This is a genomic window from Methanohalophilus portucalensis (assembly GCF_002761295.1).
In the GTDB taxonomy this organism is placed as follows: domain Archaea; phylum Halobacteriota; class Methanosarcinia; order Methanosarcinales; family Methanosarcinaceae; genus Methanohalophilus; species Methanohalophilus portucalensis.
In genome coordinates this window covers 638,065-658,287 of sequence record NZ_CP017881.1, presented here as the reverse complement: position 1 = coordinate 658,287, position 20,223 = coordinate 638,065, and the positions used below count along the sequence as shown (strand labels likewise).

18 protein-coding genes are annotated in these 20,223 nt (G+C 42.5%); 14 read left to right on the top strand and 4 right to left on the bottom strand.

Annotation, left to right across the window (positions count from 1 at the left end; all coding sequences use genetic code 11):
* The first annotated feature begins 34 nt into the window (after window positions 1-34).
* The 9 genes from BKM01_RS03515 to BKM01_RS11195 all read left to right on the top strand — a co-directional run bounded on the left by BKM01_RS03515 (window position 35) and on the right by BKM01_RS11195 (window position 8,373).
* Complete coding sequence (locus BKM01_RS03515) at window positions 35-1,537, top strand: homocysteine biosynthesis protein (protein ID WP_072359869.1); 1,503 nt, start codon at window positions 35-37, stop codon at window positions 1,535-1,537.
* 2 nt (window positions 1,538-1,539) lie between these two features.
* Entirely contained in the window at window positions 1,540-1,926 is a 387-nt protein-coding gene (locus BKM01_RS03510; RefSeq protein ID WP_072359871.1) for a 4Fe-4S dicluster domain-containing protein, read from the top strand.
* Window positions 1,927-1,940: 14 nt separating this feature from the next.
* A complete protein-coding gene (locus tag BKM01_RS03505; protein WP_072359873.1) occupies window positions 1,941-2,654 on the top strand; it encodes a UPF0280 family protein in 714 nt (237 codons plus the stop codon).
* A 106-nt stretch (window positions 2,655-2,760) separates the two neighbouring features.
* Window positions 2,761-2,973: a ribbon-helix-helix domain-containing protein gene (locus tag BKM01_RS11230; protein WP_394334657.1), complete on the top strand. Its 213-nt coding sequence runs from the start codon at window positions 2,761-2,763 to the stop codon at window positions 2,971-2,973.
* 42 nt (window positions 2,974-3,015) lie between these two features.
* Window positions 3,016-4,176 carry a cell division protein FtsZ gene (gene ftsZ / locus BKM01_RS03495; RefSeq protein WP_072360288.1) on the top strand — a complete coding sequence of 387 codons (1,161 nt, stop codon included), beginning with the start codon at window positions 3,016-3,018 and terminating at the stop codon, window positions 4,174-4,176.
* Between the two features lie 70 nt (window positions 4,177-4,246).
* Complete coding sequence (locus BKM01_RS03490; RefSeq protein WP_072359875.1) at window positions 4,247-5,725, top strand: dihydropteroate synthase-like protein; 1,479 nt, start codon at window positions 4,247-4,249, stop codon at window positions 5,723-5,725.
* An 11-nt stretch (window positions 5,726-5,736) separates the two neighbouring features.
* Window positions 5,737-6,189: a hypothetical protein gene (locus BKM01_RS03485; RefSeq protein ID WP_072359877.1), complete on the top strand. Its 453-nt coding sequence runs from the start codon at window positions 5,737-5,739 to the stop codon at window positions 6,187-6,189.
* A gap of 46 nt (window positions 6,190-6,235) precedes the next feature.
* Window positions 6,236-7,426, top strand: coding sequence for a geranylgeranyl reductase family protein (locus BKM01_RS03480; RefSeq protein WP_072359880.1), 1,191 nt, complete (start codon window positions 6,236-6,238; stop codon window positions 7,424-7,426).
* 2 nt (window positions 7,427-7,428) lie between these two features.
* Window positions 7,429-8,373 carry a TatD family nuclease-associated radical SAM protein gene (locus BKM01_RS11195; RefSeq protein ID WP_084006291.1) on the top strand — a complete coding sequence of 315 codons (945 nt, stop codon included), beginning with the start codon at window positions 7,429-7,431 and terminating at the stop codon, window positions 8,371-8,373.
* Between the two features lie 13 nt (window positions 8,374-8,386).
* Here the strand turns inward: BKM01_RS11195 and engB are convergent, their stop codons facing one another.
* The 4 genes from engB to BKM01_RS03455 are packed head-to-tail and all read right to left on the bottom strand — an operon-like array spanning window position 8,387 to window position 12,900.
* A complete protein-coding gene (gene engB / locus BKM01_RS03470; protein WP_072359882.1) occupies window positions 8,387-9,010 on the bottom strand; it encodes a GTP-binding protein EngB in 624 nt (207 codons plus the stop codon).
* On the bottom strand, window positions 9,007-9,984 hold the full coding sequence (locus BKM01_RS03465; RefSeq protein WP_072359884.1) for a single-stranded-DNA-specific exonuclease RecJ: 978 nt from the start codon (window positions 9,982-9,984) through the stop codon (window positions 9,007-9,009). The genes engB and BKM01_RS03465 overlap by 4 nt, the downstream gene beginning before the upstream one ends.
* A gap of 29 nt (window positions 9,985-10,013) precedes the next feature.
* Complete coding sequence (locus BKM01_RS03460; protein ID WP_072359886.1) at window positions 10,014-11,282, bottom strand: hypothetical protein; 1,269 nt, start codon at window positions 11,280-11,282, stop codon at window positions 10,014-10,016.
* A gap of 13 nt (window positions 11,283-11,295) precedes the next feature.
* Window positions 11,296-12,900: a BatD family protein gene (locus BKM01_RS03455; RefSeq protein WP_072359888.1), complete on the bottom strand. Its 1,605-nt coding sequence runs from the start codon at window positions 12,898-12,900 to the stop codon at window positions 11,296-11,298.
* A 180-nt stretch (window positions 12,901-13,080) separates the two neighbouring features.
* On the opposite strand from BKM01_RS03455, the gene BKM01_RS03450 reads away from it, so the two are divergent.
* The 5 genes from BKM01_RS03450 to BKM01_RS03430 all read left to right on the top strand — a co-directional run bounded on the left by BKM01_RS03450 (window position 13,081) and on the right by BKM01_RS03430 (window position 20,217).
* Window positions 13,081-15,828 carry a UPF0182 family membrane protein gene (locus tag BKM01_RS03450; protein ID WP_072359890.1) on the top strand — a complete coding sequence of 916 codons (2,748 nt, stop codon included), beginning with the start codon at window positions 13,081-13,083 and terminating at the stop codon, window positions 15,826-15,828.
* Between the two features lie 188 nt (window positions 15,829-16,016).
* A complete protein-coding gene (locus tag BKM01_RS03445) occupies window positions 16,017-16,622 on the top strand; it encodes an FmdE family protein (protein ID WP_072359892.1) in 606 nt (201 codons plus the stop codon).
* Window positions 16,619-17,644: a 4Fe-4S binding protein gene (locus tag BKM01_RS03440; protein ID WP_072359894.1), complete on the top strand. Its 1,026-nt coding sequence runs from the start codon at window positions 16,619-16,621 to the stop codon at window positions 17,642-17,644. Before BKM01_RS03445 ends, BKM01_RS03440 begins: the two co-directional genes overlap by 4 nt.
* Before the next feature lies 1 nt (window position 17,645).
* Entirely contained in the window at window positions 17,646-19,403 is a 1,758-nt protein-coding gene (locus BKM01_RS03435) for a formylmethanofuran dehydrogenase subunit A (protein ID WP_072359896.1), read from the top strand.
* 4 nt (window positions 19,404-19,407) lie between these two features.
* Window positions 19,408-20,217, top strand: coding sequence for a formylmethanofuran dehydrogenase subunit C (locus BKM01_RS03430; protein ID WP_072359898.1), 810 nt, complete (start codon window positions 19,408-19,410; stop codon window positions 20,215-20,217).
* The last annotated feature ends 6 nt before the right edge of the window (window positions 20,218-20,223 follow it).

Sequence of the window (20,223 nt, the reverse complement as noted above, 5' to 3'; positions counted from 1 at the left end):
ATATTACCAATTGATATTAACAGAGGTAGATTTCATGGTAGAAAAATCCATAGAGGAGATAAACAGGAGAATAAAAGAGGGTAGTGTCAATGTTGTGACGGCTGAGGAAATGGTAGGTATAGTGGGAGAACTGGGTGCAAAAGAGGCTGCTAAGGAAGTTGATGTAGTTACCACAGGTACATTTGGAGCAATGTGTTCCTCAGGAGCCTGGCTCAATTTCGGACATCCAGAGCCACCAATGAAAATGAATAAGGTTTTTTTGAATGGCGTGGAAGCCTACTCAGGCGTAGCTGCAGTAGATGCCTTTATAGGCGCAGGACAACTTTCCGAAACTGAAGGTTTCGATTATGGCGGGGCCCATGTAATTGAGGACCTGATACGCGGCAAATCCATTGATCTTCATGCCACATCTTATGGTACCGATTGTTATCCCAGAAAAACACTTGACACTACACTCAACATATATGACCTGAACCAGGCAATCATGATCAACCCCCGTAACGGATATCAGAAATACAATGTTGCTACTAACGGGATAAACAGAACGATTTACACATATATGGGTTCGTTACTTCCCAACTATGGAAATGTAACCTATTCCGGCGCTGGTGTACTATCACCATTATCCAATGACCCTGATTATCAGACAATCGGAGTTGGCACCCCTATCTTCCTTGGTGGGACAAAAGGACATATTATTGGGGAAGGAACACAGCACAGCCCGGAAACTAATTTTGGTACATTGATGCTTAGGGGTGACCTGAAAGATATGAGTGCAGATTATATTCGTGCGGCGAATTTCCATGAATACGGCACTTCCCTCTACGTTGGAATGGGCATACCTATACCGATCCTGAATGAACAACTTGCACAATCAACCGCAGTTACAGATAAAGATGTAGTGACAAACGTACTGGATTACGGGGTGCCAAGTAGGGACAGGCCTGTTCTCAGAAAGGTCAATTATGAAGAACTACGCTCCGGTAGCATCGAAATAAACGGCAAAGATACACCTACCTCCTCCATGTCAAGTTTCAAAAAATCACGTGAGATTGCAGGGGAACTGAAAAAATGGGTCGCAGCTGGAGAATTTTTTGTAAACACCCCCTCCCAGAGACTTCCTGCAAAAGCCACATGCAAACCAATGAGACAAACAACGAGGAACCCATTGGTACAGGATATAATGGCAAAGGATGTAGTAGTCATCGATGAGAATGCAACCTTTCATGAAGCAGCTAAAATGATCATGGAAAATACTTTTAGCCATTTGCCTGTAGTTTCAGAGGATGGAAAACTGGCAGGTATTGTGACTGCATGGGACATATCCAAAGCTGTTGCTGAAACGGGATGTAATTATGTGAAGGATATAATGACAAAAAGGGTTCTCACCTCCAATGCCACCGATCCCATAGATATTGCAGCACGCAATCTTGACATGAAGGAAGTATCAGCAATGCCTGTGATAGATAAAGACAGATATGTAATCGGTATAATCACGAGTAATGATATCAGCAAACTGTTTGCAAGGAGGCGGTGAGGATGATGATAAAGATCAACATTTCGTCCAATGTCATAGGTGAGCCTATACTTGCAGAATCTATGATTGAAACTAAAACTGCCCTGAACATTTCGCAGGCACATTTCGATTCCACATACGGAGAGATAATTGCCGAGGTCGAAACTGATGATTTCAAGTCTATAAGGGAAGCACTTGAGTCAAAGGGTGCTAAAGTAACAGTTCTAGACCATCCGATCGTCAGGGATGAGGAAGAATGTGTAGAATGTGGAGCCTGTATATCGGTTTGTCCCGGACATGTGTTTTCCTTTGATGAGGAATGGGGTATTGCCCAGGACATAGAAAAATGTATACAGTGTGGCACCTGTATCAAAATGTGTCCGCACCATGCCCTGAGCCTTGAGAAATAATTATCTTGCAAATCATGAAAGAACATTACCGTCTCAAGGAAACTATAGTTAGCATCCATGCAGATGATGCCAGCCATGTGGAAGCAGCCAAAGAAGCTATTGGCTTCCACAGGTCACTGCTTGAGAATTATATTCGAAGGGACCCTTATTTTCAGATTACACTGGAACCTCATTCATGCCCCGAAGATGCTCCTGAAGTAGTCAGAAGAATGACAGATGCTTCAGCTACAATGGGACTTGGTCCGATGAGTGCCGTGGCCGGTACGATTGCTTCACTTGCTGTTGAAGCAATGGTAGATGCAGGAGCAAGTTTTGCACTGGTTGACAATGGAGGAGACATAGCCTATGTAACAAATAGACAGATTGTTGTAGGTATATATGCAGGAGAATCCGCCGTAAAGGATGTTGGTTTTGTGCTTGATCCGGTTGACAATGTGACAGGGATATGCACTTCATCAGGCACTGTCGGTCCATCGATCAGTTTTGGAATGGCAGATGCTGCAGTTGTTTTTTCCGAAAATGTATCCCTTGCTGACTCTGCTGCAACCGCTCTTTCAAACGCAACCGATCCTGGCAAGGAAGCTGTGGAAAAAGCATTTAAAGTTTTAGAAGGGATTGGGGGTATAAATGGTGCCCTTGTTGTTCAGGGTGAGTATATTGGCATGTGGGGAAACATACCCGGCCTTAAAAGAGCCAGTGTCGATTACGATTGTATAACAAAGGGTTGACATAAATAGATACCCTTATATACAACTATTTATAAATAATAAGTCAGACAACCGTCAGAATATAGTCAGACAGAAAGCAGATGCTTGGCTGCTTTAAGTCAGACTTATGTCTGTCACATGTCAGACCCCCGAGGCTACACAAATGCAAAGAATAACGATCAGACTTCCGGAACAACAGTTGGAGATGATCGATTATATGGTAGCTCAGGGCGAATTCCCGTCCGCAAGCGAAGCAATACGGACGGCTGTGAGAGAATTAATTGACGATAGGGGTGAAAAGCTTCTCCGCAGATCGGAGATACTGAGTGCCATGTCGTGATTTTGAAGGCCGTTGAGTCATGAATCATCAGAGGGGATGAATGTGCAATCAATAGTGCAAGATGCATTGAAACTATCAGAACAGGAAAGAGAGTATCGCCAGAATTTTGAAGATGAAGAAGATTTTGAATTCGGACTTCCCAGAATAACCATTGTTGGTTGCGGAGGCGCCGGAAACAACACCATCAACCGTCTTTATAATATCGGTATCGAAGGTGCCGAAACTATTGCAATAAATACGGACAAACAACATCTTGATCACATACGTGCTGACAAGAAGATCCTTGTTGGTAAAACCTTAACTCGTGGACTTGGTGCGGGTGGCTTCCCGGAAGTCGGGGCCAAAGCAGCAGACCTTGCCCGTGGAACCCTTGAAGAGGTATTCAAGGAAAGTGACCTTGTTTTTGTAACTGCAGGTATGGGAGGAGGTACCGGTACCGGTGTTGCCCCCGTTGTGGCTGATATAGCAAAAGAACAGGGAGCAATTGTAGTAGGCATGGTCTCCAGTCCTTTCAGGGTAGAAAGGGCCCGTGCTGTGAAAGCTGAAGAGGGAATAGAGGATTTCCGCCTTGCAGCAGATACTGTTATTGTACTTGACAACAACAGGCTTCTCAACTATGTACCAAACCTCCCTATAGAGCAGGCATTTTCAGTAATGGATCAGCTAATCGCTGAAACCGTAAAGGGCATCACTGAAACGATTACACAGCCATCCCTTATCAATCTGGACTATGCAGACATCCGTGCTATTATGGGATGTGGTGGCGTGGCCGTAATGCTTGTAGGGGAAAGTAAGAATCAGGACAAGAGCGAAGATGTAGTAAGGGCAGCTTTGAATCACCCACTTCTCGATGTCGATTACCGCGGTGCCACAGGTAGCCTTGTACATATTACCGGAGGGCCGGACCTGAGCCTCAAGGAAGCTGAAGAAGTTGCAGCATCCCTGACATATGAATTGTCATCAAATGCAAATGTAATCTGGGGAGCCAGAATTCGCGATGACTATGAAGGAAAGATTCGTGTAATGGCCATTATGACCGGAGTGCAGTCAGCACAGGTACTCGGACCTCAATATCAGGCCGATATTGTAGAAAAGAATACTGAATCACGTTATACAAAGGTCCCAAACGGAAGCCGTCAGGTAGTCGAACCAATGAATCGATCTTCTGACAATGGCGGTTCTATCATAGACATAATTAATTAAAATCTGGAAAGATGCCTCAAAAGCATCTTTCACAGATACTTATTTTTAATATCCAATCGATTATTCTCCCATGAAAATTCTTGTAGCTACAGGTCACCTGGCGGAAAGCACAGTTCGTCATGCGGTTGGTTCTGATACAAGTGTACTTACTGTTGATACTGACGTAGCTGCTTTCATCACCCCACACAGGTTAATTCATTCCTATGAAGACGATAATTTCAAACCCGGACAATTTGATATGGTCCTTGTCCCCGGTCTTGTCCCGGGTGATTTCACAGAAGTTGCAAACAAAATAGGTTGCCCTGTCTACTTAGGCCCTAAACATGCTTATGATCTGGATTACGCAATACGGTTTGCAGGAGATGTGCAGTTTTCAAATAAAGTCCCTGCATGTGAATTACTCAAAGATATACGTCAACAGGAAGCATACAAGAAATTGAGCCAGATGGAAAAGAGTGCCTTTGCTCCTTTAATATTCAATGGTACGAAAGTAGGGGGCAATTCCCAAATGAAAGTCATGGGAGAAATCGTTGATGCGGGAAATATGGATTGTGACCTTCTTCAGAGTAAAGTGGCAGAATTCACCCTAAAAGGTGCTGACATCATCGATCTGGGCATGGCCATAGATACACCCACTGAAAACGTCCATGAGGCCATTCTCAATGCAAGAGAAGTGACTGGATCACCCCTAAGTGTGGATACACTGGATTCTGGCCATATACGTAGTGCAATTGATGCTGATATTGATATGGTCCTCAGCCTCAATGATACAAATATTGACGAGCTGGGAGCCGAGATCGCTGCAAAGGGGTGTGCTGTTGTGATAATCCCGTCCAGTGGCAATAAATATGATACATTGATGCAGAATATCAAACGAGCAAAGGAATTCGGAATTGAAAATATAATTGCAGACCCTGTGCTTGATCCAATTGGCCACGGATTTACATCTTCTGTAGAAAGGTACAGAAATTTCCGTGTTACTTACCCGGATATCCCTCTTTTCTTTGGGGCTGGCAATGTTACGGAACTCATGGATGCTGATTCTATAGGTATAAATGCAACCCTGTGCGGAATAGCACATGAGGTCGGCGCAGCCATTCTTTTCACACCCGAATACAGTGATAAGACCCAGGGTTCCATTGCCGAACTAAAAACTGCCTCTTCAATGATGAAACTGGCAGAGGAGAGGCACAGTTCCCCAAAGGACCTGGGAATAGACATGTTCATGATCAAAGAAAAACGAAAGCGACCGGATATTGATATGCCCAATGATGCAACTGCTGCAAATAGTAGCCCCAGCTGGCAACTGGATCCAGCCGGAGCATTCCATATAGGAATTGCACATATAAATGATGGAAAAAGGTACATAGTCGCAGAACATGCAAAGGAAACTATCATCGGTAAAAATGCTGCAGAAATCCTGAACATGATAATAGATAAAGGACTTGTCACAAGCCTTGAGCACGCTGGTTATCTTGGAAGGGAACTGGAAAAAGCTGAAATTGCGATTGAATTTGACAGGAGTTATGTACAGGACGATGATTTTTAACAGGTGATCTCATGAAACTTGATTCAAAAGATAAAAAGGAAATTGCTGACATATTGGCCGGGAAATACTTTTCGCAGAATGAATGGAAATGGGTAAACCTTGCAAAGGACATGCCCAAAATACAGAAAGCCTATGAAGAAATTAAGGATCAGTATGATTCCTACCCCTACATGAGTAAGGATTGGTATGTAGAAAATTCTTCTACGAAAAGCCTGCACATGTGCAGTCGCTGGGATGAACTCCGGGATATGGTTGATTTTTTGAATGCTTATGCAGAACAATTTGATTTTTTGGTTGGAGCAAACCGCAAGATGCTGTGCATAAGTTCTACTGAAGAATTAAGCGACAGGCAAAAGACAGCTATCTCCGAGGCAAGGAAACTCAGGTATACTGTTTTTGTATTCACTGCAAGAGTCCCCGATGACATGGAATTCGAGCTGTCCCAGATAGGGGGCGGCATGTGATTGACGAAATAGGTTTATAAGTAATACCAAAGTAGCAATTATTCCCATGCATCCCGATGAAATATATGATGTGGTAGTTGTCGGAGCGGGTCCGGCGGGCACCACAGCCGCAATGTATGCCGCACAGACCGGTGCATCCGTTTTAATGGTTGACAGGAAAAAAGACATCGGTGTGCCCCTTCAATGCGGCGGGTTTATGCCCCATGCAGATACCCTGCAGGAACTTGTGCCCGATGCACACCTTCCTCACACCCTGCTTGATTATCCGAAGAGCTGTGTGCATGCTACCAGCAATTACCAACGTTTTATTGCACCTGACGGCTACTCAAAGGGTTTTGAAGTAGAGGCTGATTCTCTTGACAGGAGAAGGTTTGACAGACACCTGGCATCCCGGGCAGCTGAGGAAGGCGCTGAGTTGATGGTGGGGACCAATGTAACCGATGTTAACGGAAATACAATTGAAGTAGACGGAGTCTTTGGCCCATCGACAATCAGGGGTAAAGTCCTGATAGGTGCAGACGGTCCAAATTCTATTGTTGCAAGAGCCCACGGTATGAAACGGGAACATGATCCAATGGGAATCGGAACTGCTTTTGAATATGAACTTGCAAACACCGCAGCGGATAGGGATGCCGTAGAGATGTATTTCGGAAAAGACTATGTTCCCGGTGGATATGCCTGGATTATTTCACAGGGAGGAAATACCGCAAACATCGGTGTGGGGATCCGGGAAGTGCTTTTCGAGAAGAATATGTGTGCCCGGGATTATCTGGAAAAGTTCATGTACAAACACCCAATTGCCGGCGATAAACTGCAGGATGCAAGGATACTTTCTGTGGTTTCCGGAGTGGTGCCGGTAGGGGGCGCTCCCGAAAGAACTGTCTCAAACAATGTAATGCTTGCCGGTGATGCTGCAGGTCAGTTGATCGCTACCAACGGAGGAGGAATTCCCACGGCCATGATAGGGGGGAAACTGGCAGGAGAAACGGCTGGAGAATATATTGCCGGTAAATGTGAACTCTCCATTTATGAAAGGAGATGGAGGGAGCAAATGGGACTGGAGATAAAAACTGCTGTTTATATCCGGAAAATGATGGACAACCTGATGAGATCTGACAGATTGATGTCAAAGGCCATACGGACAATCTCACCACAACACATGAAAGCAATCCAGTGTGGCAAACTTCCTGATCCTGTGAAAAAAACACTCACAAAGCTGAATTTCGGATTGGGTTAATCATGGATATTTTTGTTTATGGGACTCTAAAAAATGGATTCTCCAATCATCATATAATCAGAGATTCTGTATTTATTGGAAAAGATACTACAACTGATCAATATTGCATGTTCGATCTGGGTAGTTTTCCAGCTGTTGTGGACACTGGTAATTGTTGTAATATCAAGGGAGAAGTATATTGTATTGACAGGGATATTTTAAATAGCCTTGATATACTTGAAGGCAAGTTCTTTACAAGAAAAAAAGTAAAACTGGAAAGCAACAGAGAAGCCTGGATGTATTTTATTGATACTTCTGTATGTAATACCTCTAACTTTCCTCTTATTCCCGATGGAGTTTGGAATAAAATGAAAACTGATAAACCCTCAATATGCTATGAGGCACATGGTAACCTGTACCTGAACATAACCAATCAATGCAGTGCAGACTGTTATTTTTGTATTCGCAATCAGGGAGAAGGATTATACGGATATAACCTGTGGCTTAAAAGAGACCCTTCCGAAAAAGAGATAATTGCAGAACTGGAAAAGCATGATCTGAAAAAGTATAAAGAGATCGTTTTCACAGGATTCGGAGAGCCTACAGCCCGTTTTGACGTGCTGCTTGCTGTCACCCGCTGGTTGAAAGCAAAGGGAACATATGTAAGACTGGATACCAATGGACACGGCCAACTTATAAATCCAGGGATCAATGTGGTTGATTGTCTTGTGGATGCCGGATTGGATGCAGTTTCAGTCAGCCTCAATGCAGAATCCGCAGAAGTTTATGACAGGATTTGTAAACCATTCTACCAAAACTCATATGCTGCCCTGCTGAAATTTGCGGAAGAATCAAAAAAAGCAGGTCTTCATTTACGTTTCAGCGTGGTAGATGTTCCTGAAATTGATACTGATAAATGCAGCCAGATAGCCAGGGACATGGGTGTGGATTTCCGCATAAGGGGCTAACAATACCCTATTTTCAGATATATTTTAGCAAGGAATCCCTTTTAGCCGAATGGATGCGCTTCCTTATAATAGAATTTAAGGCTTGCAGATCTCCTTTTTTAGCACTTATCGGTGCTACCCTGTCAATCCACTGCCTCCATGGTGGAAAAAGCCCCAATCTTTCAATAATAGCATCAAGGACCTCATCTTTATCCTCTTCCTTGACCTTATCCATTTTATTTACAACTATCAGGGGTTCAAGATCCATTTCTATAAAAAAATCGAATATTTCTATATCAATGGGAAGCTCGCCCCGTTGATCCCAGCGATCCACAACCTCAACAAAAGAACCTGCATCAACTACTATAGCAGCGATGTTAATCCGCTGATTTCCCTCTTCTATATAACGTACGATCTTATCCTTTACGATATCCTGTTTGCGCTCTTTTACACCATTCATAAATCCAAAACCGGGAAGGTCGGTAATCACTAATTCTCCTTTCTTCACATGAGTGGGTTTCAGGGTGACACCAGGTCTTTTGCCGACCTTCACTTTACTTCCGGAAAGAGCTTTTACAATAGAGGATTTGCCTACATTGGAGCGACCGGCAAATACAATTTCAAAATCATTGTTTTTGGGTACTGCAGTAGGCTTCATAGATCTCCCTGCTTTGTTTCAGCCAGATTGACCCTTCGGTCAAATTCCTGAAGGAATGCATCAAGTTTTTCTTCTGGAATACGGGCCCCTGCAGCCATTGGGTGACCGCCGCCACTACCACCGTACTGGGGCGCAATATCTCGCAAAAGGAGGTTGATATCCACACTGCTGTTACGGGAGCGCAAGCTCAGATCATAAGCAGCTTTATTATTCCTGTGTTCGGCTGCAATCCCTATTCCTTTTCTTCCATAAGAGGCTGCATAGATTGCGGATTTGGAAAGGTAACCTTCAGGATCAAGCACATAAGCTATCGAATGAAGGGGATGGACCAACTCCTTTACACGTATCCTCAACTCTTCTTCAATTCTTGATGCTTTTTTTGCATAGGGAATGAGATTGGGTATTTCTGAAGGAATCAAATCAGTAGAAAGAGGGTCAGTGATTTCTCTTTTAAAATCATAGTTTCTACCAACATATTGCAATGCCTGGATCAATGTTCCTGCCTGGAAATAGAGACTTCTTTTATCCCAATCCCTTGTCCATTTCTTAATTGCAGGTGTATTATCCTTATAGTCACCTATGGCACCATACACCGCGATCCTGCGGATATCCCTTTCCAGACGGGATTTAAAGACCTTGTATGTAAGTTCTGCGGCACATGTGTTCAGGTCATGGTAAAACCAGGGTTCATCCCAGCACATCCTTGGAAGAGGATGGTGGTCAATGTAGGTGACATCTGCACGACTGGCAATATCATTAATCTTATTGTAGAGATTTACACATGAGCGTTCATCCACGGCTATATCGCAGATAATGATATTATCATAATCTTCAGCCATATCAAGTCTATTATGCAGACTCACCGGACTGGTAAAATAGACCCTGGCATCCGGGTATGCACTTTTGGCTATGGCTCCCGAGCATACTCCGTCCGAATCACCATGTGTGAATATAATTGTATCAGTTTTTTTCATGTCTGTTCATATCAATATAGCTACAATTATTAAAAATTGAGGGAATCATATATGAATTCCATTGTTACATTCACAAAATCTTTTATAGACCTCACCGAACCAAAGGAAGAATTATTATTTGTTCCATTGATGGATGCGTTATCTGGTTTTACCGATTCATTTATTTCAAGAGGCTCTTTTGATTTTGCTTTTTCGACAGCTTCATTAAAGGTGGCAAGGGGAATGAGAATATTTCCCGATGATACAGAGCCACTGTAACCAGAAGAATCTGAAAATGATGCAAAACTGGCAGGGAGTACCAGGTTTCCTTTTTCCTCCACCTTTAAAGAACTATTTATAGTAAACGACTGATCAGGGTATAAAACACCCGATTTACCTTTATCTTTCCCGATTATTTTGGCTTCAGATGGCATTCGATCTTCAAATTTAACATATGCAGCACGATCCCCTTCGTTTGTAGTTATTGTACTGACATCTATAAAATAAGTGTCATCTTCTGCTTTTAACGAATAGTTTTTACTGATATTGATGAAAGGACCATGGACTACCAGATTACTATCATTTGTCTTTAGATGATAATCAATACCAAGATAAGTCAGATTTAAATGAACAGGATTCAGGGTATAATTTCCTGGCTTGATTGCCCGTACAGAATAATGAAATGTCTTATCTTTGCGAGGGGGTAGTGAACCTTTAAAATCAAGATCCTGATCAGGATCAACTATGAGACCATCAGGAAGAGAAGTATTTATGGATATTTTTTCAAAATGAATGCCTTTAAGATTTGAGACCTTAACGGTAACATGTGCTTTTTGGTCAATATATATTTCATTAACAGTAATCCTGGAAAATGAAACAGAGTCATTTATCCAGGAAGTAGAGGTTTTAGTTTCGTTTGAAATTGATACATTTATTACAGTATAAGGAATCGGGATATCACTGCCGGTTACAATTTTGGAAGCATTTATTTTTACAAGATCATTAAAAACCTTTGTCGGAGAATAAAATGATTGGTTCGTACCCAAAACAGCAGTCCAGCTATCGGACTTATTTGATCTTACAGATAACATAACAAAATCGTCCTCGACATCCGTAGGGGAAGATTTCGAAAAGTCAACTGCTTTTATTGTATAACCACTAACATTAACCTCTTCACCCCAATCGAGAGTATATTCTTCCGGGTCTTTCCAATCGATATCCGCTGCAGAAACTGCCATTACAGTTATATTTGCTGCAAAAAAGATTACCAGAAAAAAAAGAAAAATCCTGAAAGGCAAGGATGTGAGGTTGCGCTTCATACTATTTCCTCAATTACCGCTTTATCCCAAATACGTATATTCCTGCCAATACAAAAATTACCATCAATGCACCAAATCCGGGTTGGACTTTGTTGTTTTCATTTGTTTCACCGGAACCGCCATTTGATTCGTCATCACTGAAAATACTATTATCGTCTCCACCACCACCGGATGTTTGTGAATCAGCCTCGTTTGACTCATCAGTTGCTGCATCCTGAGTTGAAGTATTGGTGACATTAAATTGCAGGATATTGGAGACCCTTTCTCCTTTGTAATTTTCCATATCAATAAAAGAAGCTCTAACAGCTGGCACTGTGAAATTACCCTCATTTCCTGCACGAATTATATAATTGTAACTTTTTGATTTACCTTTTGGAATAACCTGGTCCAGACTGGTTTCTCCTCTTACAAAGGTAACATCATCAGGTATTTCAGATACTGCATTCACACTCGCATCCTTGTTGCCTTTATTGCTTACCTTAACGATAACTTTCACCTCATCTGAAGGTCTGATCGTTGAACTCGCCGTTCTCTGCGTGACTGTTATTACTGGACCATCAATCTGAATTTCAGGTTGGTTGGATTCATATTCGTAGATTTCCCCATTAGATGCTTTGAAAGAAGCAACTGTAGCAGGCGCTTTGAATTCTCCTGATTTGGTGGGTTTCATTGAGTATTCAAAAAGTTTAATGGTTTCTCCTGCCTCAAGAGAAATTTTCTTATTAAGAGCTACATCATCAAGCAGTTCCATATGATCGAAGATTCCATCTTCTACAGTAATATCACTCACATGATAAAGACCATTGTTGCGTATTGAAACCGAAAATCTGCCTGTTTCATCCATATAAAGTTCTTCTGAAACGGATTTGGTTAATATCAATTCAACCTTGGGAGCGATTGTTACAGTTTCGATCTCTTCATTTTCATGCAAATCCCCGTTGATATCATATCCTTCTACTGTAGCAACAATATCCAAATCCGTTTCCTCCCACAGATGAGGAACATTTAGGGTTAATTTGTATTCCTCTGTAGTCTCATCGATCTCAAGCGAAGATATGGTTTCTGTAAGGTCGCCTCCAACAACATCCATTCCTGCTGGGTCTATAGAAAGCTGAACATCTTCAGCTTTGGCTGAACCATCATTTTTGATTTTCAATGTGACTTCCATTTCGGTTTCGGAAGTTATACGGGGGTCGTATTCATCCCTGTCTGTTTCGATACTAATGTCAAACTCAGGCTCCCCTCGATTATAGGTCCTAATTTCAGCGGTAGGATCTTCCATATTTCCAGTCCAATCATCAATATTAACCTTAACTTCATTCACATGAACCCGGATGTCTTTTCCTTCTTCAGTATCCCTGTATTCAAGATTATCGCCAACAAGCAATGCTCCATGTTTCAAGGTTTGGCCATTTTTTGATATGCTGATATAGACGTGTTCATCCTTTTGAAAATCCTCAGCAGTAATAGTATAACCATTATCCTCCACGGAATCTCCCCAATGAAGGGTTGCGGAATCTATACTTTTGTCCCACTCGACGTCATCAAGTGTATAAGCAGATGCTGTGGTGGCCATAGCACATATTAACAGGAGGGATAAGAAAAGTCTTGAATACATGAATATACCTCTTTATTAAAGGGAATGTATATAAGGCAGATTATATTTACTTTGTGTATTGGTTAAATGTACCAATATTCATATAATTATCCCAATCATGTGGGAAAAAAGGTTTATAAACATGCAACTTCTTCTCTATATGAGACTTTTATATGAGTCAGGTTACTCATGGGGTTTATTATGAAAGATATGAAAATTATATTCCTGTTAATTCTGGCATTATTTGTGGGGATAGGTCCCCTTGTAGGAATTTACACGGATTACCTATGGTTTGATATGGTAGGATACACATCCGTATTTACAACAATATTACAATGGAAATTAATTGCAATAATTCCTGGTTTTATTATTGCATTCTTATTCCTTTATATAAATGCAAAATTTGCAAGAGACTCAATTGATAAGATCCTTACAGAGAAGAACATTACATCAGAAAAAGTGGATTCCCAGATAATCCTAGTGTCAATTGTGGCTGTATCATTTATCTTTGGTCTCATATTCAGTGGAAACTGGAAAACTATACTGTTATATTTTAACAGTACATCTTTCGGATTAGAAGACCCCATTCTTATGAATGATATTGGGTTTTACGTATTCCAGTTACCTTTCCTTCATATGATAAGAGGTGTGTTCCTCGGCCTGACAATTCTTTCTCTGATACTGGTACTGGCTCTTTATTTTTACAGGCTTGAACCTTTATTCAGCTCCGATAGAATTGAAATAGAAGATTCTGAAGAACCTTATTTTTTGAATCAGTCGATTGATTTAAAAGAAATAATGGATAAATTGCCTACAAAAGTTCTTGTCCATATTTCTGCAATACTTGCATTCCTGTTTGCACTAATTGCTTTTGGATTTTTCCTTGAAAGATATGAAATATTATTCTCCCAGCAGGGGGTTGTCGCAGGCGCCGGTTATACCGATGTAAATGTAAGCTTGCCGATTTTCACCATCCTGACTATATTGTCAGTGCTGACCTCAATTGCTTTACTGGCCAACGTAAAGCTGAAAAACATAAAAATACCTTTTGTGGCTATAGCCCTTATAGCACTATTTATAGTGGCCAGTTCCTTTGTACCGGGGATTTATCAGCAATTCAAGGTAGAACCTACTGAAATCCAGCTTGAAGAACCCTATCTGCAATACAATATTGAATATACTAGAGCCGCTTACGGACTTTCTGATGTTGAAGAAAAGCCATTCGAAGCCAATTTGGATTTGACTTCATCAGAGCTGGAAAACAATTCAGAGGTAATTGATAATATAAGGATATGGGACCGGCGTGCCCTGGAGCAGACCTATAAACAGCTTCAGCAGATCCGAACCTATTATACTTTCAACGATGTTGATACAGACCGCTATCATACGGACGACGGGTACAAGCAGTATATGATATCGGCCAGGGAACTGGATACCTCTCGACTAGCCCCTGAAGCCAAGACATGGGTCAATGAAAAATTGGTATATACCCATGGTTACGGGATGGTTATGAATCCGGTCAGTACAAAGACCGAAGATGGCAGACCTGAATTTGTCTTACAGGATATACCTCCACAAGGAGAATTTGAAGTTGATAATGCACGGATATATTACGGGGAAATCAACAGGGATTACAATATAGTAAATACCGGAAAGGATGAATTTGATTATCCAAAACAAGGGCAGAATGTATTTACACAATATGAAGGTAAAAGTGGAATACTACTGGATTCATTTGTAAAGCAGCTGATATTCGCATATACCTTTAGTGAACCGAATTTTGTCCTGAGCCAGTATATCGATGATGAATCCCGCTTGTTGTACCGTCAACAGATCGAGGACAGGGCACAGGAAATAGCACCTTTCCTTGAATATGACACTGATCCGTATCCGGTAATCCATGAAGGTAAGATCTACTGGATAATGGATGCTTACACTACGGCTAACAAGTATCCTTATTCTGAAACCTATTATGGAGTGCAGTTTAACGGTATTAATTACATCAGTAATTCAGTGAAAGTTGTTGTAGATGCCTATGATGGAACGGTTGATTTCTATGTGACAGAGGATGAACCGGTAGTGAATACCTACTCTAAGATATTCCCGGATTTGTTTAAGTCATTTGATGAAATGCCGGAAGGCCTGCAAAAACATATCCGCTATCCCAAGAATTTCTTTAAGGTCCAGATGGACTTATACGAAAATTACCACATGAAATCTGCCCAAGAATTCTACAATAAAGAGGATGCCTGGGAAATACCAAGGGAAGTTTACAGGGGAAGCAGCATTGAGATGGAACCCTATTACATGATCACCAGATTACCCGATAATGGTGGATTGGAATATGTGTTGCTGCAACCGTTTACACCCCGTAACAGAGAGAATATGATTGCCTGGATTGCAGCCAGATGCGATAACCCAAACTATGGACAACTCAAGCATTACGAATTGCCAAAGGGAGAACTTGTCTATGGACCTACCCAAATTGAATCCAGAATCGATCAGGATCCTGATATTTCTCAGCAACTGACCCTCTGGGGTCAAAGTGGTTCCCGTGTAATCAGGGGAAATCTGCTTGTAGTTCCAATCGGTAACTCGATATTGTATTCAGAACCCCTGTTCATAAGTGCTGAACAGTCTGAAATACCGGAACTCAGAAGAGTCGTTGTTTCTTCAGGACAAAAAGTTGTCATGGGAGAGAATCTGAGGGAATCCCTTCAAATGCTGGTTGAAGGTCGTGTTGACAGGGAAGAAGAAACCGATCAACCGGAAGTATCCCAAACCTCCCGGCAACTTGCACAAAAAGCATTGGACCATTACAATCAGGCCCAGGAATATCTGAAGGAAGGCAATTGGACCGGCTATGGGGAAGAAATAGATCAGATGGAAAATGTGCTAAACCAGCTTTCAAAGAGCCTGGCTGAAGATAATTCCATCCCATTAGAATAAAAGGATGGAGATCTGATCTTCTTTGCAGATAGTTATTGCAGCCTTTAGCAAGGCTGCATAGCCTCTTTTTTGGTACGTCTGCAGGGTTGATGCACATCGATAATTATATATAATTTTCATCGCTATGTTCTTTAGGCATCCGGAAGCTTATAAGCATCTCACCGGCCTTCTTTATTAGAGGTTTTTATATGGAAACTATGGATGAGATCCAAGAAAAGATAAAAGTGGAAAATCCAGAACTATTTTCACAGGTTGAAAAGGTCGTTCCATTCCACGGTTTTTTGAGCAGTGGTGCTTTAATAGGAATCCACATGCTAAATATTGCAAAAAGGGTACTTGATGTTAAGGAAGGGGAAAGGATATACGCCCTAAGTGAAACGTATAATTGTATACCGGACCCTTTTCAGATACTCGAAGGTTCCACTACAGGCAATAAACGTTTGAGAGTTCACGACACAGGTAAAATGGCTGTAACTGTGAACAAACAAGCTCCATCGGGAATTGCTTCTGTTAAGGGAGTAAGAATATATCTCGACCCGGAGAAGACTAAAGATTACCCTAAATTACATGCCTGGTATATGAACACAAAGAAACTTCGCCACGAAGAAGTTGTTCCTGTGCTTCTTGAAGCCGGTGAGAATGTCTATTCCTATGAAATGGTAGATATAGATGTGCCGGTAAAAAAGAAAAAGACAATAAAATTATGCCAGAAATGTAATGAAAGTTTTATTCAAAGAAACAATGAAGTTCTTTGTGATGCATGTAACGATAGCCAAACGGAGACTACAATATGAATGAAACAGTGATATCGACAAAGGACAACAAACAGGTGGTATACATTCCTGAGAAGTGTATCGGCTGTGGAACTTGTGTCATGGTGTGTCCAAAAGAGACACTGGTCATCGGTTCAGTCGGACCGGTTGCCAGAGGACTCATCGACAAAGAGTTCCTGGAGATCAGACCGAACACATGTATAACATGTGGAATGTGTTCCAAAGTTTGTCCTACAGGCGCTCTTGAAATGAGAGAAGACGGAAAGCCAGTAGAGGAAAAAACCTTCCTCATAAATGCTATTAAACCAACCACTGTCAATGATGATTGTGTACACTGCGGACTTTGTGAACAGGTATGTCCACAGGGTTGCATTGAAGTGGATCAGTGGCTCTCCAACGATAATGAAGCAAAAATCGATGGTACAACAACAATCAACCAGGAATGCTGCGTGCATTGTGGATGGTGTGAATCCGTTTGTCCGGTTGATGCCATAGAAGTGGAGAAACCATTTGAAGGAACCTGGTTCAGGGATGAGGATATCTGTCAAGCATGCCGTACCTGTGTTGATGTATGCCCCTGCAATGCATTATTCAATCCGGACTGGGAAGCCGGGGAACGTGTTGACAAAGTGGCCCAGAGACCTGATGCATGTATCTACTGTGGAGCATGCGCAGTTTCCTGCCCAGTACAGGCAATTGATGTCAAGAAAACTGCAATTGCAGCTGAAATGGAAAAGAAGAAAGTATTCGAGAAAAAACTCCTCGACAAACCTTCCGTCAAGCCAACACTTACTTCCAAACTTGTAACCGACAAATATGACTGTCTTGGCTGCGGAAACTGTGTAATTGTCTGTCCTGTGAACGCTTATGCAAACAAGGAACTTGCTGCAGGGCACCTCAATAACATGGATGAGAAAGCATTGCTGGAAGTCGAGAACGGAGCAGTTAATGTAGTTGATCAGGACGTTTGTGGCTCCTGTGGCGCATGTGCCATGATCTGCCCGACAAACGCTATATGGCTGGAGAAGAAAGAGGTGGAATAATATGGCAGCTACTATTGCAATAAAAAATGGACATGTTTTTGATCCCCTCAATGAGATAAATGGGGATATCATGGACATCTATATCAAGGACGGAAAAGTTGTCCCTGAATTATCTGATGCGGAAATGAAAGACGCAAAGGTCGTTGATGCCACTGGTAAAACTGTAATGCCAGGTGGTGTAGATTCACACACCCATATTGCGGGTGCCAAAGTAAACTCCGGTCGTCTGATGCGGCCAGAGGACAGTTACAAGTGGAATCGTCCAAAGACCTCAATAACCCATGGCGGAACCGGGGAAACGGTTCCTTCCGTATATCTTGAAGGATATGAGTATGCCCAGATGGGATATACAACAGCTTTTGAAGCTGCAGTCCCGCCTCTGGAAGCACGTCATACCCATGAAGAGATGCATTCTATCCCAATGCTGGACATGGGAGGATACCTTGTTCTTGGTAACAACTGGTTCATGATGCGCTATCTCAAGGAAGGCGACATTGACAAAGCTGCTGCATATGTGGCCTGGATGATGAGGACACACAAGACCTATGGTATAAAATGTGTGAACCCTGCCGGTGTGGAGAACTGGGGATGGGGAAAGAATGTCGAATCCCTGGATGAGACAAACATCCACTTTGAGATTACACCAAGGGAAATCATCGAAGGACTTACCGAAGTCAATGAAATGCTCGGTATCCCTATGCCAGTACACCTGCACGCCAACAATCTGGGTCACCCGGGATGTTATGAAACAACAAAGGAATCCCTTACGATTCCATCAAAAGTCAAACCCAATCAGGACATGGGAGTCGAATGGGCAGAAACAAAGATCGATCCTACAAAGGATAAATCCATCTACCTGACCCACTTGCAATTCAATGCTTTTGGCGGAACATCCTGGAGAGACTTTGAATCCGGTGTAAAGGATATTACAGATTATGTCAACAGTCAGGATCATGTGGTAATTGACAGTGGTAGCGTACCTTTCGGTGAAGCCACATGTATGACCGGTGACGGTCCGTCTATTCATGATATCGCAGTCCTTACAGGCGGTAAATGGTCCAACTGTGATGTAGAGCTTGAATGTGGTTCCGGTGTATGCCCGTTCACATATCTTAAGAGCAACCCCGTACACAGTGTCCAGTGGGCAATGGGACTTGAATCACTGCTTCTGATCGATGATCCATGGAAGACCATCATGACAACCGATAATCCTAACGGTGGACCATTCACCAAATATCCGAATGTCATGACCTGGTTGATGTCAGAGGCTTACAGGAATGAGACATTCAGCGAAGTTCACAAGTGGGCAAACGACAGAAGTACACTCGGCGGTGTCAGCCGTGAACTGTCTCTCTATGACATTGCAACCATTACCCGTGCCACTCCTGCAAAGACCAATGGTATGGCACACAGGAAAGGAAGTCTTGCTGTGGGAGCAGATGGTGATGTAACCATTTATGATATCGATCCAACCAGGTTGGACGTTACAGCCAACTACAATGATCTGCTCACCAAATTCAGGTATGCCGATTATACCATCAAGGGCGGAGAAATTGCAGCCCATAACGGCGAGATAATGTCGATTCCCGAAAGAAGGACCTACTACAGTGACATAAAGGTCGATGCAAACGAGGAAAAGAAGATGCTTGAGGACGTGAAGGATTGGTTCAGATACTACACCCTTGGTTTCGAGAACTATCCGACACCTGAGAAATACCTCGTCAACCCAACCCCCATCAACGTAAACATGGAGAAGTGATGTCATGACAGAGGTAGTACTTACACCAAACACTGAAATTGATATTAAGATCGAAGCCGATGTAATCAAACCAGATGAGTTTGCAGGCAAGAGCAAGGAAGAAATTGAGCAGTTGATTGTCTGGCAGGGACCGGACCAACTACCTTTAAAGAACTTCTTTGATGTGAAAGGTCAGGGCGGAAGCTCTGCTGAAGAGACTTCCATTGTGATCAAAGGGGATGTAGCCCGTGTGAAAATGATCGGAGCGGAAATGACCGCCGGCAAGATCACTATACAGGGTTCCACCGGCCTGAAAGTCGGAGCTGAGATGAAAGGCGGCGAAATTGTCGTGGAAGGGGATGCAGATTCCTGGGCAGGAACCGAGATGAAAGGCGGTTTGCTCCATGTAAAGGGCAACACAGTCGATCACCTGGGATGTGCCTACCGCGGCAGCTGGAAAGGAATGACCGGAGGGCGTATCGTTGTTGACGGAAATGCCCAGAGCCAGATCGGCGGAGGATTAACAGGCGGCGAGATCATTGTTAACGGTAGTGCCGAAAATTTCTGTGGTATACGCCAGTCTGGCGGTCTTATTGTCATCAGAGGAAATGCTATACGTGCAATTGGTGCCGAAATGAGCGGTGGAACAATTGTGGTCGAAGGCCATATTACCAATTTCACTCCCGGTATGCAGTATGAAGACGAGCAATATGATCTCTGTTTCGAAGACATCGAATGTGGCGGAGTATTCAAAAAATTCACAGGTGACTTTGCCATATCCAAAAAACCAAAAGGGGTCCTGTATGCTGGCAAGGAAGCAAACCTGGAGCTCTGAGGTGAT

What these genes read in the sequence shown, in the direction of transcription:
- BKM01_RS03455 (WP_072359888.1), bottom strand. Translation starts at nt 12,900, where the DNA reads ATGTATTCAAGACTTTTCTTATCCCTCCTGTTAATATGTGCTATGGCC.
- BKM01_RS03430 (WP_072359898.1), top strand. Translation starts at nt 19,408, where the DNA reads ATGACAGAGGTAGTACTTACACCAAACACTGAAATTGATATTAAGATC.
- engB (WP_072359882.1), bottom strand. Translation starts at nt 9,010, where the DNA reads ATGAAGCCTACTGCAGTACCCAAAAACAATGATTTTGAAATTGTATTT.
- BKM01_RS03485 (WP_072359877.1), top strand. Translation starts at nt 5,737, where the DNA reads ATGAAACTTGATTCAAAAGATAAAAAGGAAATTGCTGACATATTGGCC.
- BKM01_RS03505 (WP_072359873.1), top strand. Translation starts at nt 1,941, where the DNA reads ATGAAAGAACATTACCGTCTCAAGGAAACTATAGTTAGCATCCATGCA.
- BKM01_RS03435 (WP_072359896.1), top strand. Translation starts at nt 17,646, where the DNA reads ATGGCAGCTACTATTGCAATAAAAAATGGACATGTTTTTGATCCCCTC.
- BKM01_RS03465 (WP_072359884.1), bottom strand. Translation starts at nt 9,984, where the DNA reads ATGAAAAAAACTGATACAATTATATTCACACATGGTGATTCGGACGGA.
- BKM01_RS03440 (WP_072359894.1), top strand. Translation starts at nt 16,619, where the DNA reads ATGAATGAAACAGTGATATCGACAAAGGACAACAAACAGGTGGTATAC.
- BKM01_RS11195 (WP_084006291.1), top strand. Translation starts at nt 7,429, where the DNA reads ATGGATATTTTTGTTTATGGGACTCTAAAAAATGGATTCTCCAATCAT.
- BKM01_RS03490 (WP_072359875.1), top strand. Translation starts at nt 4,247, where the DNA reads ATGAAAATTCTTGTAGCTACAGGTCACCTGGCGGAAAGCACAGTTCGT.
- BKM01_RS03450 (WP_072359890.1), top strand. Translation starts at nt 13,081, where the DNA reads ATGAAAGATATGAAAATTATATTCCTGTTAATTCTGGCATTATTTGTG.
- BKM01_RS03510 (WP_072359871.1), top strand. Translation starts at nt 1,540, where the DNA reads ATGATGATAAAGATCAACATTTCGTCCAATGTCATAGGTGAGCCTATA.
- BKM01_RS03515 (WP_072359869.1), top strand. Translation starts at nt 35, where the DNA reads ATGGTAGAAAAATCCATAGAGGAGATAAACAGGAGAATAAAAGAGGGT.
- BKM01_RS03480 (WP_072359880.1), top strand. Translation starts at nt 6,236, where the DNA reads ATGCATCCCGATGAAATATATGATGTGGTAGTTGTCGGAGCGGGTCCG.
- BKM01_RS03460 (WP_072359886.1), bottom strand. Translation starts at nt 11,282, where the DNA reads ATGAAGCGCAACCTCACATCCTTGCCTTTCAGGATTTTTCTTTTTTTT.
- BKM01_RS11230 (WP_394334657.1), top strand. Translation starts at nt 2,761, where the DNA reads ATGTCTGTCACATGTCAGACCCCCGAGGCTACACAAATGCAAAGAATA.
- BKM01_RS03445 (WP_072359892.1), top strand. Translation starts at nt 16,017, where the DNA reads ATGGAAACTATGGATGAGATCCAAGAAAAGATAAAAGTGGAAAATCCA.